Source organism: Ectopseudomonas composti, assembly GCF_001567565.1.
Taxonomy (GTDB): domain Bacteria; phylum Pseudomonadota; class Gammaproteobacteria; order Pseudomonadales; family Pseudomonadaceae; genus Aquipseudomonas; species Aquipseudomonas composti_A.
Genome location: NZ_LSSW01000021.1, coordinates 212365 through 229911 on the forward strand (window position 1 = coordinate 212365; position 17547 = coordinate 229911).

At 60.0% G+C, this 17547-nt stretch carries 11 protein-coding genes; 8 read left to right on the forward strand and 3 right to left on the reverse strand.

The features are described 5' to 3' along the window. The first annotated feature begins 510 nt into the window (after positions 1-510). From dnaA to PCLY_RS08315, 8 genes are all read left to right on the forward strand, one after another. Entirely contained in the window at positions 511-2001 is a 1491-nt protein-coding gene (dnaA, locus tag PCLY_RS08280; RefSeq protein WP_061238811.1) for a chromosomal replication initiator protein DnaA, read from the forward strand. Positions 2002-2188: 187 nt separating this feature from the next. Next, positions 2189-3292 carry a DNA polymerase III subunit beta gene (gene dnaN, locus PCLY_RS08285; RefSeq protein ID WP_061238812.1) on the forward strand — a complete coding sequence of 368 codons (1104 nt, stop codon included), beginning with the start codon at positions 2189-2191 and terminating at the stop codon, positions 3290-3292. Further along, entirely contained in the window at positions 3292-4395 is a 1104-nt protein-coding gene (recF, locus tag PCLY_RS08290) for a DNA replication/repair protein RecF (protein WP_061238813.1), read from the forward strand. The genes dnaN and recF overlap by 1 nt, the downstream gene beginning before the upstream one ends. 4 nt (positions 4396-4399) lie before the next feature. Then, positions 4400-6820, forward strand: coding sequence for a DNA topoisomerase (ATP-hydrolyzing) subunit B (gyrB, locus tag PCLY_RS08295; RefSeq protein ID WP_061238814.1), 2421 nt, complete (start codon positions 4400-4402; stop codon positions 6818-6820). Between the two features lie 124 nt (positions 6821-6944). Then, positions 6945-8429, forward strand: coding sequence for a type I restriction-modification system subunit M (locus PCLY_RS08300; RefSeq protein ID WP_061238815.1), 1485 nt, complete (start codon positions 6945-6947; stop codon positions 8427-8429). Continuing rightward, positions 8426-9592 (forward strand): restriction endonuclease subunit S, encoded by a 1167-nt coding sequence (locus tag PCLY_RS08305; protein ID WP_082768042.1) that lies wholly within the window; start codon positions 8426-8428, stop codon positions 9590-9592. Before PCLY_RS08300 ends, PCLY_RS08305 begins: the two co-directional genes overlap by 4 nt. Positions 9593-9595: 3 nt before the next feature. Beyond that, complete coding sequence (locus tag PCLY_RS08310; protein WP_061238816.1) at positions 9596-11635, forward strand: RNA-binding domain-containing protein; 2040 nt, start codon at positions 9596-9598, stop codon at positions 11633-11635. Positions 11636-11641: 6 nt separating this feature from the next. Continuing rightward, a complete protein-coding gene (locus PCLY_RS08315) occupies positions 11642-15121 on the forward strand; it encodes a DEAD/DEAH box helicase family protein (RefSeq protein ID WP_061238817.1) in 3480 nt (1159 codons plus the stop codon). Positions 15122-15164: 43 nt separating this feature from the next. Here the strand turns inward: PCLY_RS08315 and PCLY_RS08320 are convergent, their stop codons facing one another. From PCLY_RS08320 to tagQ, 3 genes are all read right to left on the reverse strand, one after another. Continuing rightward, positions 15165-15611, reverse strand: a complete 447-nt coding sequence (locus PCLY_RS08320) for a hypothetical protein (RefSeq protein WP_061238818.1) — start codon at positions 15609-15611, stop codon at positions 15165-15167. Continuing rightward, complete coding sequence (locus tag PCLY_RS08325) at positions 15608-16513, reverse strand: hypothetical protein (RefSeq protein WP_061238819.1); 906 nt, start codon at positions 16511-16513, stop codon at positions 15608-15610. The genes PCLY_RS08320 and PCLY_RS08325 overlap by 4 nt, the downstream gene beginning before the upstream one ends. Before the next feature lie 92 nt (positions 16514-16605). Then, entirely contained in the window at positions 16606-17487 is an 882-nt protein-coding gene (gene tagQ / locus PCLY_RS08330; protein ID WP_061238820.1) for a type VI secretion system-associated lipoprotein TagQ, read from the reverse strand. Between the last annotated feature and the right edge of the window lie 60 nt (positions 17488-17547).

Consider the following 17547-nt stretch of genomic DNA (forward strand, 5'->3'; position numbering starts at 1 on the left):
TACCTGGGTGATCGACTAGGGTCGGAATGACCCTGGTTTAAAGAGACCGGCAATTCTAGAGAAAGCCGCGCGGCAGGTCAATTTCCAACCAGCCTTATTCGCTAGATAGAAATAGAAAGAAAGGAAAGGGTTTAAAGCTCTTTTTCTATGTTTATGTTGATTAGCAGCGCCCTTGGCTGTGGAAAACCCTCTGCCAGCCACGCTGCTTGGGCTTGAGCGACGATGATAAGCCTGTCCAAAAGAGGTGTCTCGACTGTGCGTGCCCTGTATGTAGCCTGAGGATGAAACGGCGGTTTACCCACAGGCAGGTTATCCGCCCATTCGTCCCCAGGCTTATGCAGACGCTTATCGGGTGCTTATCCACAAGGTTTATGAGCATGCTGATAAGTCTTGTGAATGTAACTAAGGCTTTGATTTTACTTGGCCATCTAACCGCTGTTATGTGGATAACTCGGTCGTTGACCGTTACAATAGCGGCTGTTTTTGCATCGCCGCCCGAGGGGATAGTCAGTGTCAGTGGAACTATGGCAGCAATGCGTCGAGCTTCTGCGCGATGAATTGCCGGCCCAGCAATTCAACACCTGGATCCGTCCTCTGCAGGTTGAAGCCGAAGGCGACGAGCTGCGCGTCTATGCGCCCAATCGTTTTGTACTCGACTGGGTCAACGAGAAGTACCTGGGTCGTTTGCTCGAATTGCTCGGTGAGCGCTCTGGTGGTTTGGTCCCTGCGCTTTCCTTATTAATAGGCAGCAAGCGCGCCGCGACTGCGCGCGTCGCACCGACGGCACCGCTTCCCGCCGCCGCACGCGCGGCTCAGGTCCAGGCTGCTGCTGCCGTCAGCAAGCCGGTTCCGCCGCCTGCTCAGGAAGAACCTTCGCGCGCCAGCTTCGACTCGATGGCCGGCTCCGCGCCGCAAGCGCCGACACCTGCTGTAGCGCCGCGTACCGAACGCACCGTGCAGGTCGAAGGTGGCCTCAAGCACACCAGCTACCTCAATCGCACCTTTACCTTCGACAACTTCGTCGAGGGCAAGTCGAACCAGTTGGCCCGCGCGGCCGCCTGGCAGGTGGCGGACAACCCCAAGCATGGTTACAACCCACTGTTCCTTTATGGCGGCGTCGGCCTGGGCAAGACCCACCTGATGCATGCCGTAGGTAACCACCTGCTGGCGAAGAATCCCAATGCCAAGGTGGTCTATCTGCATTCCGAGCGTTTCGTCGCTGACATGGTCAAGGCGCTGCAGCTCAACGCCATCAATGAGTTCAAGCGCTTCTACCGTTCGGTAGACGCGCTGTTGATCGACGATATCCAGTTCTTCGCCAAGAAGGAGCGCTCCCAGGAGGAGTTCTTCCACACCTTCAACGCACTGCTCGAAGGTGGCCAGCAGGTGATTCTCACCAGCGACCGCTACCCGAAGGAGATCGAAGGCCTGGAGGAGCGCCTGAAGTCGCGCTTCGGCTGGGGCCTGACCGTAGCGGTCGAGCCGCCGGAACTGGAAACCCGTGTGGCGATTCTGATGAAGAAGGCCGACCAGGCCAAAGTCGATCTGCCGCATGACGCCGCGTTCTTCATCGCCCAGCGTATTCGCTCCAACGTGCGTGAGCTCGAAGGCGCGCTGAAGCGGGTGATCGCTCACTCGCACTTCATGGGTCGGGACATCACCATCGAGCTGATCCGCGAATCGCTCAAGGACCTGTTGGCTCTGCAGGACAAGCTGGTCAGCATCGACAATATTCAGCGCACCACCGCTGAGTATTACAAGATCAAGATTACCGATCTGCTTTCCAAGCGCCGTTCTCGTTCGATTGCCAGGCCGCGTCAGGTGGCCATGGCCTTGTCGAAGGAGTTGACCAACCACAGCCTGCCGGAAATCGGTGTGGCCTTCGGCGGGCGTGATCACACCACGGTGTTGCACGCTTGCCGTAAGATTGCTGAACTTAGGGGATCCGACGCGGACATCCGCGAGGACTACAAGAACCTGCTGCGCACCCTGACTACCTGAACCCGTTACAGTCTGCTGCGCGTCGGCTCTGCTGCGTTGAAAACAGGCTCGGAATGCTCATGTACAAAAGTACAGTCGCCCGCGACTCCGATCGTTCCACCCCTGTTTTCGCCTTGCATGGCGCTAGCTCGCGAGACTTTTTACAGGTTCTAATTACACGTATATCCACGAGGCAAGGGACTAGACCATGCATTTCACTATTCAACGCGAAGCCCTGTTGAAACCCCTGCAACTGGTCGCCGGTGTCGTGGAACGACGCCAGACGCTGCCGGTTTTGTCCAACGTCCTGCTGGTGGTCGAAGGCCAGCAGCTTTCGCTGACCGGTACCGACCTCGAGGTCGAACTGGTTGGTCGCGTCACGCTGGAAGACGCCGCCGAGCCGGGTGAGATCACCGTGCCGGCGCGCAAGCTGATGGATATCTGCAAGAGCCTGCCAAGCGACGCGCTGATCGACATTCGTGTGGATGACCAGAAGCTGCTGGTCAAGGCTGGTCGCAGTCGTTTCACCCTGTCGACGTTGCCGGCCAATGACTTCCCCACCGTGGAGGAAGGCCCGGGCTCGCTGACCTTCAATCTGCCGCAAGCCAAGGTGCGCCGCCTGATCGAGCGCACCAGCTTCGCCATGGCTCAGCAGGACGTGCGCTACTACCTCAACGGTATGCTGTTGGAAGTGCAAAGCGGTCTGCTGCGCGCCGTCGCCACCGACGGTCACCGTCTGGCCATGTGCTCGATGGAAGCGACCATCCAGCAGGACGGCAAGCACCAGGTCATCGTGCCGCGCAAAGGTATTCTCGAGCTGGCTCGTCTGCTCACCGATCAGGACGCTGAAGTGGCCATCGTCCTGGGTCAGCACCACATCCGTGCCAACACCGGTGAATTCACCTTCACCTCCAAACTGGTCGACGGCAAGTTCCCGGATTACGAGCGCGTGCTGCCGCGTGGTGGCGACAAGCTGGTGCTGGCAGATCGTCAGGGTCTTCGCGAAGCGTTCAGCCGTACCGCGATTCTTTCCAATGAAAAGTATCGTGGCATCCGCCTGACCCTGGCGTCGGGCCTGCTGAAAATCCAGGCCAACAACCCGGAGCAGGAAGAGGCCGAGGAAGAGATCGTTGTCGACTACAACGGTGCCGGTCTGGAGATTGGTTTCAACGTCAGCTACCTACTGGATGTGCTGGGCGTGATGGGTACCGAGCAGGTGCGCCTGATCCTCTCCGACTCCAATAGCAGCGCCCTGCTGCAGGAAGCCGATAATGACGACTCTGCCTACGTCGTCATGCCGATGCGTCTTTAATGTCCCTAAGCCGTATCACGGTCACCGCGGTGCGCAATCTGCACCCGGTGACCCTCTCCCCCTCCTCCCGCATCAATATCCTTCACGGCGCTAACGGCAGCGGCAAGACCAGCCTGCTCGAGGCGATCCATCTGCTCGGCCTCGCCCGTTCCTTTCGCAGCACACGCCTGCAACCCGTCATCCACTACGAACAGCCCGCCTGTACCATCTTTGGTCAGGTGCAATTGGCTGAAGGTGGCTCCAGCAACCTGGGTATTTCTCGTGATCGCCAGGGCGAGTTGCAGATTCGCATCGATGGACAGAACGCGCGCAGCGCTGCACAGCTGGCTGACCTGTTGCCGTTGCAGTTGATCAACCCGGATAGCTTTCGCCTTCTGGAAGGCGCGCCGAAGATTCGTCGGCAGTTTCTCGACTGGGGCGTGTTCCACGTGGAACATCGGTTTCTCGGAGCCTGGCAACGCCTGCAGAAAGCCCTGCGGCAGCGGAACTCGTGGCTGCGCCATGGTACACTTGACGGTGCTTCGCAGGCTGCGTGGGACCGTGAATTGTGCAGTGCGAGCGAAGAGATCGACACCTATCGCAGGGCCTATATCCAGGCTTTGAAACCGGTGTTCGAGCGCACGCTTGCCGAGCTGTTGCAGCTGGATGGACTGACCCTGAGCTATTACCGCGGTTGGGACAAGGAGCGGGAGCTGAGCGAAGTGCTCGCCTCGACCCTCCTCCGTGACCAGCAGCTCGGGCATACCCAAGCCGGCCCTCAGCGTGCCGATTTACGTTTGCGTCTGGCGGGGCATAACGCGGCGGAAATCCTGTCGCGAGGACAACAGAAGCTGGTGGTGTGTGCGTTACGCATCGCCCAAGGCCACTTGGTCAATGAGGCCAAGCGTGGTCAGTGTATTTATCTGGTGGACGACCTACCGTCGGAGCTGGATGAACAGCATCGCCAGGCATTGTGCCGGCTGCTGGAAGATTTGCGCTGCCAGGTGTTCATCACCTGTGTAGATCATGAATTGTTGAGGGAAGGCTGGCAAACGGATACGCCGGTTGCCATGTTCCACGTGGAACATGGCCGTATCACCCAGACCCAAGACCATCGGGAGTGAAGGCATGAGCGAGAACCAAACGTACGACTCCTCCAGCATCAAGGTGCTGAAAGGACTGGACGCCGTACGCAAACGTCCCGGGATGTACATCGGTGACACTGACGATGGTAGTGGTCTGCACCACATGGTGTTCGAGGTGGTCGACAACTCGATCGACGAAGCGCTGGCGGGTCACTGCAGCGAGATCACCATCACCATCCACCCTGATGAGTCGATCACTGTGCGTGACAACGGCCGTGGTATCCCGGTCGACATGCACAAAGAGGAAGGCGTCTCGGCAGCCGAGGTCATCATGACCGTCCTGCACGCCGGCGGTAAGTTCGACGACAACAGCTACAAGGTATCCGGTGGCCTGCATGGCGTGGGCGTATCGGTAGTGAACGCCCTCTCCAAGGAGCTGGTGCTGACTATTCGCCGTAGCGGCAAGGTCTGGGAGCAGACCTACGTCCACGGCGTACCGCAAGCGCCCCTGGCCGCTGTTGGCGATACCGATGGCACGGGTACGCAGATTCATTTCAAACCCTCTGAAGGTACCTTCGCCAACATTCACTTCAGCTGGGACATCCTGGCCAAGCGTCTGCGCGAGCTGTCCTTCCTCAACTCTGGTGTGGGCATCCTGCTGCGTGACGAGCGCACCGGCAAGGAAGAGCTGTTCAAGTACGAGGGTGGTCTGAAAGCCTTCGTCGAATTCCTCAACACCAACAAGACCGTGGTGAACCAGGTATTCCACTTCAATATCCAGCGCGAAGAAGATGGCGTCGGCGTGGAAGTGGCCCTGCAGTGGAACGACAGCTTCAACGAGAACATCCTCTGCTTCACCAACAACATTCCCCAGCGTGACGGTGGTACCCACCTGGCGGGCTTCCGCTCTGCCCTCACCCGCCACCTGAACAACTACATCGAGCAGGAAGGCCTGGCCAAGAAGTTCAAGGTCAGCACCACTGGTGACGATGCCCGTGAAGGCCTGACCGCGATCATTTCGGTGAAGGTGCCGGACCCGAAATTCAGCTCGCAGACCAAGGACAAGCTGGTCTCCAGCGAGGTGAAAACTGCGGTCGAACAGGAAATGGGCAAGTACTTCGCCGACTTCCTGCTGGAGAACCCGAACGAAGCCAAGGCTGTGGTCGGCAAGATGATCGACGCCGCCCGCGCCCGTGAAGCGGCGCGCAAGGCGCGTGAAATGACCCGCCGCAAGGGCGCTCTGGATATCGCCGGCCTGCCCGGCAAGCTGGCTGACTGCCAGGAGAAAGACCCGGCGCTGTCCGAACTCTACATAGTGGAGGGTGACTCCGCGGGCGGTTCTGCCAAGCAGGGCCGTAACCGCAAGACCCAGGCCATCCTGCCGCTCAAGGGCAAGATCCTCAACGTCGAGAAGGCGCGCTTCGACAAGATGCTCTCCTCCCAGGAAGTGGGCACCCTGATCACCGCGCTGGGCTGCGGTATCGGGCGTGAGGAGTACAACATCGACAAGCTGCGTTACCACAACATCATCATCATGACCGATGCTGACGTCGACGGTTCGCACATCCGCACCCTGCTGCTGACCTTCTTCTTCCGTCAACTGCCCGAGCTGATCGAGCGTGGCTACATCTACATCGCCCAGCCACCGCTGTACAAGGTCAAGAAAGGCAAGCAGGAGCAGTACATCAAGGACGACGAGGCCATGGATGAATACATGACCCAGTCGGCCCTGGAAGACGCCAGCCTGCACGTCAACGAGAACGCTCCGGGCCTGTCCGGCGGCGCGTTGGAGAAGCTGGTGGGCGAATACCGCCGTGTAATGAAGACCCTGGATCGCCTGTCGCGCGTCTACCCCAAGGACATCACCGAGCACTTCGTCTACCTGCCGAGCATCGGCCTCGAGCAACTGGCCGACCACGCCGGCATGCAGGCCTGGATGGAGCGCTTCAGCGCGCGCCTGAAGACCATGGAGAAATCTGGCCAGACTTACACTGCCAGCCTGCGTGAAGACCAAGAGCGTCACGTCTGGTTGCCCGTGGTCGAGGTCAAGGCGCACGGTCTGTCCAGCTACACCACCTTCAACCGCGACTTCTTCGCCAGCAACGATTACAAGACGGTCACGACGCTGGGCGACCAGCTCAACAACCTGTTGGAAGCAGGCGCTTACGTGCAGCGCGGCGAGCGCAAGAAAGCGGTCAGCACCTTCAAGGAAGCGCTGGACTGGCTGATGCATGAAAGCACCAAGCGCCACAGCGTACAGCGATACAAAGGTCTCGGTGAGATGAACCCGGATCAGCTGTGGGAAACCACCATGGACCCGGAGGTTCGCCGCATGCTCAAGGTGACCATCGAGGACGCCATCGGCGCCGACCAGATCTTCAACACCCTGATGGGGGATGCGGTGGAGCCGCGCCGCGACTTCATCGAGTCCAACGCCCTCGCGGTTTCGAACCTGGACTTCTGATACGCCAAGTGCGGCATCCATGAAGTACCCAACCCCGGCCTGAGTGCCGGGGTTTTTCTTTGTGTGGCCAGGCGTGGATAATCCAGGCCAGACATTTTTCTACCCATTCAGGCAGTCATACCCAGTGATCACAGGCGCCATCAAATCCCAGGTCGACCAAATCTGGAACGCATTCTGGAGCGGCGGTATCTCCAACCCCATCGAGGTCATCGAGCAGATGACCTACCTGCTGTTCATCAAGCGGCTGGACGAGCTGCAAACAGTCAAGGAAAAGAAGGCCGCGCGCACCGGCCAGCCCATCGAGAGCCCCATCTTCAGCCCCTACCAGGCGCACCTGCGTTGGTCGCAGTTCAAGCTGCTGGGCGATGCTGGCAGCCTCTACACCCTGGTTGCGGAAAAGGTCTTCCCCTTCATCAAGACCCTCGGCGGTGAGGATGGTCAGTCCACCTACGCTGCGCACATGAAGGATGCGCGCTTCACCATCCCTACCCCGGCGCTGCTGGCCAAGGTGGTGGACATGCTCGACGCCATCCCCATGGACGATCGCGACACCAAGGGCGACCTTTACGAATACATGCTCGGCAAGATCGCCAGCGCCGGGCAGAACGGCCAGTTCCGCACGCCCCGCCATATCATCAAGCTGATCGTCGAGATGATGGCGCCGCGCCCCGGCGACAGCATCTGCGACCCGGCCTGTGGCTCGGCAGGCTTTCTCGTGGCGGCGGCAGAATACCTGTACCAGCATCACCGCGACGAGATCTACCGCGACGGTGAGTCGGCGCGGCGCTTCAACCACGACACCTTCCACGGCTTCGACTTCGACAGCACCATGCTGCGTATCGGCTCGATGAACATGCTGCTGCATGGCGTGGAAAACCCGGCCATCGAAAACCGCGACTCGCTGAGCCAAGGCCACGCCAGCGTCGAAGGGCAGTTCAGCCTGATCCTGGCCAACCCGCCCTTTGCCGGCAGCCTGGACTACGAAAGCTGCGCCAAGGATCTGCAGCAAATGGTCAAGACCAAGAAGACCGAGCTGCTGTTTCTCGCCCTGTTCCTGCGCCTGCTGAAACCGGGTGGCCGTGCGGCGGTGATCGTGCCTGACGGTGTGCTGTTCGGCTCGTCCAAGGCGCACAAGGAGCTGCGCCGGCTGATCGTCGAAGAGCACAAGCTGGACGCCATCGTCTCCATGCCCTCCGGTGTATTCCGCCCCTATGCCGGCGTGTCCACCGCCATCCTGATCTTTACCAAGACCAATAGCGGCGGCACCGACCACGTCTGGTTCTACGATATGCAGGCCGACGGCTACTCGCTGGATGACAAACGCAACCCGCTGGCTGCTGACCAGCATGCAAGCAACAACCTGCCGGATATCCTGACGCGTTGGCAGAACCGCGATGGCGAAACGGCGCGTGAACGCACCGAGCAAAGCTTCCTGGTGCCCAAGGCGGAGATCGTCGAGAAGGAGTATGACCTGTCGATCAACCGCTATAAGCAGGTGGTTTACGAGCAGGTCGAACATGAGTCGCCGCAGACGATTCTGGATGAGCTGAAGGCGCTGGAGTCGGAGATCATGCTAGGGATGGATGAATTGCAGGACATGCTGCAATGACCGCCTTTCCGCGAAAAGCAATTGCTTATTTAGTTATTAATGAAAAGCAGCGCATAGCGGCTATCAAGGATGAGGTTTGGGAGCTCAACCTTGACCAGATTGAATCTGGGACAGGAAAAATTCTCGAAAAGAAATTAACGAAAATTTCTGAGCTAGGGCCATCAACCCATCCATTTTCTGCGGGCACGGTGCTTTATTCAAAGCTACGCCCATATTTGAATAAAGTAGTCGTGGCAGATGACGATGGATATTCGACTACTGAGCTCGTGCCTTTAAGGTGTGATCCGGCTCAGGTGCTGCCTGAGTATTTGGCCTACTATTTGCGCTCACCTGAATTTCTGAGCTTTGCTCATACCGTTGTCTCTGGTGCAAAGATGCCAAGGATGGTTATGAGCGAGTTCTGGATGTATAAAATACCTCTTCCACCAATCTCCGAACAACGCCGTATCGCAGCGATTCTGGACAAGGCCGACGCGCTGCGCGCCAAGCGCCGCGAAGCCGTCGCCAAGCTCGACCAGTTGCTGCAGTCGGTGTTTATGGAGATGTTTGGTGATGAAACCGATGCATCCGTGACAGTTGCAGATATCACCGCTTCAGAGACGGCCATGCGAACAGGGCCATTTGGCAGCCAGCTTTTGCATAGCGAGTTCGTTGATTCAGGAATTGCGGTACTGGGCATCGATAACGCCGTGAGCAACAAGTTTGCCTGGGGCAAGCCGCGTTATATCACCGAGCAAAAGTACGCGAAGCTATCTCGTTATCGGGTGCTGCCAGGTGATGTGTTGATTACCATCATGGGTACATGTGGCCGATGTGCTGTTGTTCCAGAGGATATCCCGCTTGCGATCAACACCAAGCACCTTTGCTGCATTTCTCTGGATCGGAGCAAGTGTGAGCCTGAGTTCTTACATTCCTATTTCCTGATGCACCCTGTTGCGCGCAATTACCTTGAGAGCAGGGCAAAGGGCGCGATCATGTCCGGTCTCAACATGGGCATAATCAAAGAGCTGCCGATTGCCTTGCCAACGATTGAACGCCAGCGCCAATTCGTAGCAATCAAAATGCAACTTGGTCAGCAACAAGCTCGGAGTGAGTCTCAGCTAGCTCGGCTTGAACACTTATTCGCGGCTATACAAGATCAGGCCTTCTCAGGAACGCTCTAACCCATGATCGACCTCCACTCCCCCGCCGACCTCGAACTGCTGCGCGAATCCATCGACCTGGAGTGCAAGCTGGCGGCTGGGCGCGAGGGGCAGGGGGCGTTACCGGAGGACTTCTGGCCCACCTACAGCGCCTTAGCCAATACCAATGGCGGTGTGGTGCTGCTTGGTGTGCGCGAGAAGAAAGGGCAGTTTTTTCTTGAAGGCATCGCCAACCCGGCCAAGGTGCGCAAGGAGCTGTTCGACAACCTCAATAACCGCCAAAAGGTCAGCACCAACCTGCTGAGCGATGCTGACGTACGCGAGGTGGAGCTGGAGGGGCGTACCCTGTTGCTGGTGGAGATTCCGCGCGCCAACCGCAAGCAGCGTCCGGTACACCTGACGCCCAATCCCTTCGGCCATACCTATCGGCGGCTCAATGAAGGCGACCGTCATGTCGCCGACGAAGACGTCAAGCGCATGCTCGCCGAGCAGGTGGAAGACAGCCGCGATGATCGCATCCTCAAGGGCTATCACCTCGACGACCTGTGCAGCGAAACTCTGCGTGCCTATCGCCAGGTGTTCGCCAATCGCGACCCCGCGCACCCATGGAACGCCCTGGACGATCACGAGTTCCTGCGCCAGATCGGCGGCTGGCGACGTGATCGGGAAACCGATACGGCGGGCCTGACCCTGGCCGGGCTGCTGATGTTCGGCTGGATGAGCACCATCCAGGAAGCGTTGCCCATTTACATGCTCGACTATCAGGAGCGCCCGGAAGCGCGCACCGAGCTGCGCTGGGTGGATCGCGTGACCCTGGACGGCAAATGGTCGGGCAATCTCTACGACTTCTACCGCAAGGTCTACCTCAAGCTCACCGCAGACCTGAAGGTGCCGTTCAAGCTGGAGAAAGGCGAACGCCAGGACGAAACGCCGGTGCATGTGGCGCTACGCGAAGCCCTGGCCAATGTGCTGGTGCATGCCGACTACTCCGACCGTGCCTCGGTGCTGGTGGTCAAGCGCCCGGACATGTTCGGCTTTCGTAACCCCGGGCTGATGCGCGTACCGCCGGAAGTGGCCATTCGCGGCGGTGAGCACGACTGCCGCAACCGCACGCTGCACAAGATGTTCCGCTTCGTCGGTGTGGGTGAACAGGCCGGCTCGGGTATCCCGAAGATCTACGCCGGCTGGAAGGATCAGCACTGGCGCCCGCCCGCACTGTTCGAGCGCAGCGAGCCGTATAACCAAACGCTGCTTGAGCTGCGCATGGTCGATCTGTGGCCGGAGGATGTGCTGCAGGCCTTGCGTCTGCAGTTTGGCCCAGTGTTCGAGCAGCTCTCCCATGACGAGCGCCTGACCCTGGCTGCCGCTGCCTCCGAGCGCACCATCAGCCATGGGCGAATCATGGAGATGACCGGCCTGCACTCTGTCGAGGCCTCGCGCCTGCTGCAGGCACTGGTACGTGGCGGCTATCTGGAGAGCCATAACCCAGGGCGTGGCGCGGTGTATTGCCTGCCCGGTGCCGGCTTGCCCACCCCGGAAGATGTATTCGGAGGTAGCGCCGACTATTTGCCCGTCAGCTCCGAACATTTGCCGGACAGCTCCGGACATTTGGGCGGTAGCTCCGGACATTTGCCCGATAGCTCCGAACATTTGCCCGTCAGCTCCGAACATTCGCAGGCGAGCTCCGAACATTTGGCCCTTAGCTCCGAACATTCAATGGCGGAACGTGATGAGTACGGCAGAAGGCTTAGCAGCCATCTCGATGCGCCGATTCTCGACTCGCTGGCGTGCTTGCCACACGGCTACAAGGCACAAATGGAGGCATTGGCGAATGCTGCACGTAGCGGAAGGCTGAGCCAAAGCGCCATGCGTAGCGTCATTCTGGCCTTGTGCGAGGGGCAGTATGTAACAGGGCCAAGCTTGGCCAGCTTGCTGCAACGTAGCCCGGATGCATTACGCCAACAGCATCTGAAACCACTGGTCGTGTCCGGGCAGCTACGCCTGGCCTTCCCCACCACGCCTACACACCAGATGCAGGCCTACCGCACAACGGAAAGTGAGTAGTCAGCCATGAGTAACTTCCAGTTTCTCGCGCCGGAGTTCAAAGCCCTTCTCGAACCTGCCCAGGGCGCCGAGCAACTGGTGTATTCCGACCCGCGTGCCTGCTGCATGCGTACCCGCCATGCGCTGGAGCAGGCAGTGCATTGGTTGTACGAGCATGACCGCGATCTGCGCATGCCTTATGACCGCAGCCTCAACGCGCTGCTGAGCAACCGCGACTTCGAGGATCTGCCGCCGCCGCAGGTGTTGCAGAAGATGCGCCTGATCCAGAAGGCCGGCAACCAGGCGGTGCATGGCAGCGGTGCGATTGGCTTCAGCGACTCGATGAAGCTGCTGCGTGAGTTGTTCCATGTACTGTTCTGGCTCGCGCGCACCTACACCCGCGCCAGCGATCCCAAGGCCATCGTCGCCAGCTTCGATGACAAGCGCGTACCGCAACTGGTCAGCAGCAGCGATGCAGCCACCTTCACCCGCGAGGAGTTGAAGAAGCAGGAGGCCAGGTTCCAGCAGCAGATCACCGAGCAGCATGCCGCGCTGGAAAAACGCGAAGCGGCCATCGCCGAGCAGGCCGCCACCCTCGCCGAGCGTGAAGCCTTGTTGGCGCAGGTCAATGCTGATCTGGCGGCAGCGCGTGCCGAACTGGCCAAGGCCAAGGCTGCCAATATCGCCGTGCCGGATACTCACGATTACGACGAAGCCGATACGCGCCGCTTCTTTATCGATGTGCTGTTGCGTGAAGCGGGCTGGGAAGATGGCAAGAATCTGTCCAGCGAAGTGCCGCTCAAGGGCATGCCCAACAAGGCCAATGAAGGTTTCGCCGACTATGTGCTGTGGGGCGCGGACGGCAAGCCGCTGGCGGTGGTGGAGGCCAAGAGCAGCCTGAAAGACCCGGATATCGGCCGCCAGCAGGCCAAGCTCTATGCCGATTGCCTGGAAGCCGAGAAGGGCCAGCGCCCGCTGATCTTCTACACCAACGGTAACCACACCTGGCTATGGGATGACCGCCGTGCGCCGCCACGCGAAGTGCAGGGCTTCTATACCCGCGCCGAGCTTGAACTGGCCGTGCAGCGTCGGCAGTTGCAAGGCGATATACGCAGCCTGCCGATCAACGCGAATATCGTCGGGCGCCCCTATCAGCAGCGCGCCATCCGCGCCATGGCCGAAGCACTGGCTAGCGGTCGCCGCGCCGGTCTGCTGACCATGGCCACCGGCACCGGCAAGACGCGCACCGCCATCGCTCTGGTGGAGTTGCTGATGCGCGCCAACTGGGTCAAGCGAGTGCTGTTTCTCGCCGACCGGGTGGCGCTGGTCAATCAGGCGGTGAGCGCCTTCAAGGAGCACTTGCCCGACTCCAATCCGGTCAATCTGGTGACCGAGAAGAACGGCCAAGGCCGCGTCTACCTGTCCACCTACCCGACCATGATGGGCCTGATCAATGAGATGGACGGCGAGCAGCGCCGTTATGGCATCGGCCACTTCGACCTGGTGATCATCGACGAGGCACACCGCAGCGTGTATCAGAAGTACGGGGCGATCTTTCGCTACTTCGACAGCTACCTGGTGGGCCTGACCGCAACGCCACGCGATGAGGTGGATCGCGACACCTATCACCTGTTCGGCCTGGAAACCGGCGTGCCCACCGATGCCTACAGCCTCGACGAGGCCGTGGCCGCCGGTTATCTGGTGCCGCCCAAGGCGCATTCGGTACCGATCAAGTTCGTCCGCGAGGGCATTCGCTACGACGAGTTGAGCGATGCCGAGAAGGAGCACTGGGAATCCCTGGACTGGGGCGACCGCGCCGACGAGGAAGGCGAAGCGCCTGCCGAGGTGCTGGCCTCGGAGGTGAACAAGCAGCTATTCAACGAACACACCGTCGACCTGATGCTGCAGCACCTGATGCAACACGGGCTGAAGGTCGATGGCGGCGAGCTGATCGGCAAGACCATCATCTTCGCGGTGAACAAGGAGCACGCCAAGTTCATCGCCCGCCGTTTCGATCATCACTACCCGCAGTACAAGGGCGAGTTTGCCCGTGTCATCGTGCATGGCGAACCCTATGTACAGACGCTGATCGACGCCTTCGGCGCCAAGGACAACCGCCTGCCGCAGATCGCCATTTCGGTGGACATGCTCGACACCGGCATCGACGTGCCGCAGGTGCTCAATCTGGTGTTCTTCAAGGCCGTGCGCTCGAAGGTCAAATTCCTGCAGATGATCGGCCGTGGCACGCGCCTGTGCGAAAACCTGTTCGCACCGGGCGTGGACAAGAGTGAGTTCTATATCTTCGATTTCTGCGCCAACTTCGAGTACTTCAACGAGCACCCGAAAGGCGCACTGGGCGGCATGGCCGAGCCGGTCGGCAAGCGTCTGTTCAAGGCGCGGCTGGAACTGCTGTCGCTGCTCTCCGGCAAGGACACCCGCATGCCCGAGGGGCTCGCCGAAACCATCGGCGGCTATGACAGCCTGGGCAGCCTGCGCCAGGCGGTGACCGAGGAGCTGCACGGCGAGGTGGCGGCGATGAATCAGGACAACTTCATTGTGCGTACCGAGCGTGAGCATGTGGTGCGTTTCGCCGAGCGAGCAGCCTGGAACGACCTCGACGATGCAGCGTTAGGCGATTTGCGCGCCCATGTCGCGGGTTTGCCCAGCGAACGCGAAGCCGAGCACATCACCGCCAAGCTATTCGACCTGCTCTGCCTCAACTTGCAGTTGGCCGTGCTGCGCTCCAGTGGCGATTTCGTCGTCTACCGCGACCGGGTACGTGAGCTGGCCAGCCAGTTGGAGTTGATGGAGAGCATCCCGGCGATTCGCGCCGAGCTGGCGTTGATCCAGGATCTGCAGACAGAGGAATACTGGCAGGACATCACCCTGCCGATGATCGAGCAGGTACGCCGCCGGCTGCGTGGGCTGATCCAGCTCATTGAGCGGCGCACATCCAACCCGGTCTACACCTTCCTTACCGACCAGATCGGTGAGGCCAGCGAGGTGGTGCTCAATGACTTCAGCACGGGCATCAACCTGGCGCAGTACCGCAAGAAGGTCGAGGCCTATATCCGCGCCAACGAAAATCACCTGGCCATCGCCAAGCTCAAGCACAACAAGCCGCTTACGGCGAGCGACCTGGCCGAGCTGGAGCGTTTCGTCTATCAGTCCGAGCCTGTGGAAAGCCGTGAGCGTTTCGTCGAGTGCTTCGGCAACGAGCGCCCGCTACCGCTGTTCATCCGCTCGCTGGTGGGGCTGGATCGCAACGCGGCGCTGCAGGCATTCGGCAAATTCCTCGACGGCAGCCGCTACAACAGCCAGCAGATCCGCTTCGTGGAAATGATCATCGAGCGCCTGACCAAGCACGGCACCATCGAGCCGGGCCAGCTCTACGAGCCGCCCTTTACTGCACTGCATCACGAAGGGCTGGATGGCGCCTTCGGTGATGCCGATGCCGATGGCATCGTGGCTGTGATCAACAGTCTCAATAAGGTGGAAGCCGCTTGAGACGCTCGACGAGGTGCGGCTTGGTCATGTTCCAAGGTTCCTGCTAACGGCGATTTCTGCAGCGCTGACGCCACGCCGTGCGCTGCCCTCGCACTTCCACCATGGCCGCTAGCATGGCGCGGTAGCGCTTGCTGTTGAGCGTCAGCAGAGTAGCCAGGGGCAGTATCAGGCCAATGCTGTACATCACGTCTGGAGCGCGTCTACCCCAGTGTCCGAGCGCCACCAGCATGCAGGCCACCATGGCCGTGACGACCAGCCACACTGCCCAGGGGCGGCCGCGGATGATCAGCAGGTTGGCCATGCACAGGTAGATCGCGATCCCGGCGCTGCAGGACATCATGTAGACGCCATACTGCTGCTGGCTAGGTGGATACACCTCGAGCAACAGGATCATGCTGATCGCCAGGGAAAATAGCGCCAGGTAGAACGCACTGATGAAAATCAGAAAGTGTTGGCGCAGTATCGTCAGAAAATCCGGCCCCTGTTTCACTCGTCCAGCTCCTCATACAGGCCGATGGCATAGGTCTGCACCGTAGAGCTCCCTAGCAAACCGATACCGGCGCCCAGGGCGTCCTTGATGTTGATTGCCAATGCCGAAGAAATCTCAGTGGTGGCCATGCGTTTGGGAAGCTGACCACTGCTTTGCAGGGCCTTGCGCATCGCGGGAGTGAGGGCCGGGTTGCGATTTTCGAGGATCTCGTTGGTCAGGCGGCGGCGCTCCTGTCGGCTGAGCCCACTGAGGCTCTGATACCAGCTGCGGCCGGTCATGGCTCTACGCATGTTCATGACGCGCAGAATCGTTGCACCACTCCCGGCAACACCGCCCAGGGAAATGATATCCAGAGCCTTCGAGGTATTCTGGTACCACTCCTCGCTATCCAGCCTGTCGAGAGCTTCTGGATCCTTGATTTCGGTATACACCCTCGCTGCGCCGGCGACGCACTGCAAGGAACTCGCCGAGGCTGCTGCGACACCGAGACTGGTAATCACCAGGCTCGCACCTCCGGTGAACGGCACGATGGCCGATCCGCCGATAATCGCGATCCAACCCAAGACCGCCCCAGCGCAGGCCAGCGTGGTATTGACGCTTTCTGCGACTACTCGCGATTCCCGCGGGTTGCCCTGGACCTGCTGGGCAAACTGCTGCGGCGAGATATTGCGCGGCGCCTCACGGATGATGATGCGTTTGGGCTTGATGCTGCAGATCGGGGTGAACTCGCGCAGGGTCACCACGTTGAAATTGGAATCGATATACACCACACCGGCACCGGAAATGGCCGGGTCGGCATCGATGGCGAAATAGAGTTTGCGCAGGTCGATCATGGCCTCGATGCGTTGCCGCGCCATGACCTGTGATGGGGTGTTTCTCAACCCGATCAGGTAGTCGGACATTGGCCCTCCTTGGTCGAAGTACCGATGGCCGCCGGTTCTGCCCTGGAAGGAGAACCGGCGGAGCACTCGGTCAGTTACTCATCCGAAATGACTCAGACAGGGCAAGGAATCGGTGCCCAATCGCCCATGTCCGGGTTGTTGCACATGCTGTTGACCTGGGTGGCACCGGCAGTTGCCACTTGCTGGCTCTTGGCTTTCTTGGCTTCGGCCTGCTGCAGAACCTGTTCGGTCTTGACTGCTTCGGCTGGCACTTTGGCCGGCTTCTTGGCGGGTGCCTTGGCCGCTGTGGTCACTTCGGCGCGCTCGACGCCGACATTCTTCAGGTCAGCCTCGTAAGCCTGGGTGTAGTTGCTCAGGTCTTCGCCGGCCTTACCGTTGACAGCGGTGATCAGGTCGTTGGACTCGTTCAGACCGGAGATGATTTCGGCCAGACGCTTGCGACCTTCCTGCTCATTGATCGCACCGGACTTGCGCTGTTTCAGCAGGTTGCTGAACTCGTTCTGGTAGCAGCTCTGGGAAGCCTCGGCGTAGGCGATGCTACGGTCGAAGGTGGTGGCGCTGGCATTGATATCGGTCGAGTAGGCACCGATGCGCTGACGGTCGTCGCTGATCTGTTGTTGCTTGGTGGTGTAATAGGCAGCTGCGCCGCCGACCAGGGCGCCGCCGGCGGCGCCGATGGCGGCATTGCGCTTGCGATCTTCCTTGTCAGCAGTCAGTGCGCCGGTCAGTGCACCGCCCACTGCGCCGAGTACGGCGCCGGTGGCTACCGAGCGAGTCAGGTTGGAGTCGGTATCACGCAGGTGCTGAACCGGCTGGTAGCAGCTTGGGTAGTAGTTCACCTCGGTGCTTTTGCCGACACGGTTCACGGCGGAGGTGGAGCAGCCACTGATCAGTACGGCCATCGACGTGAAACCGATGGCGGCGAGGGTCAGTACGCGGCTGCGGGGTTGCGAGGTTTGTGCAGTGGATGACATAGCTAGGGCTCTCTGCTGGTGGTGGATTGATCTGGGTCGTTCACTTTTCTGGGCTATCGC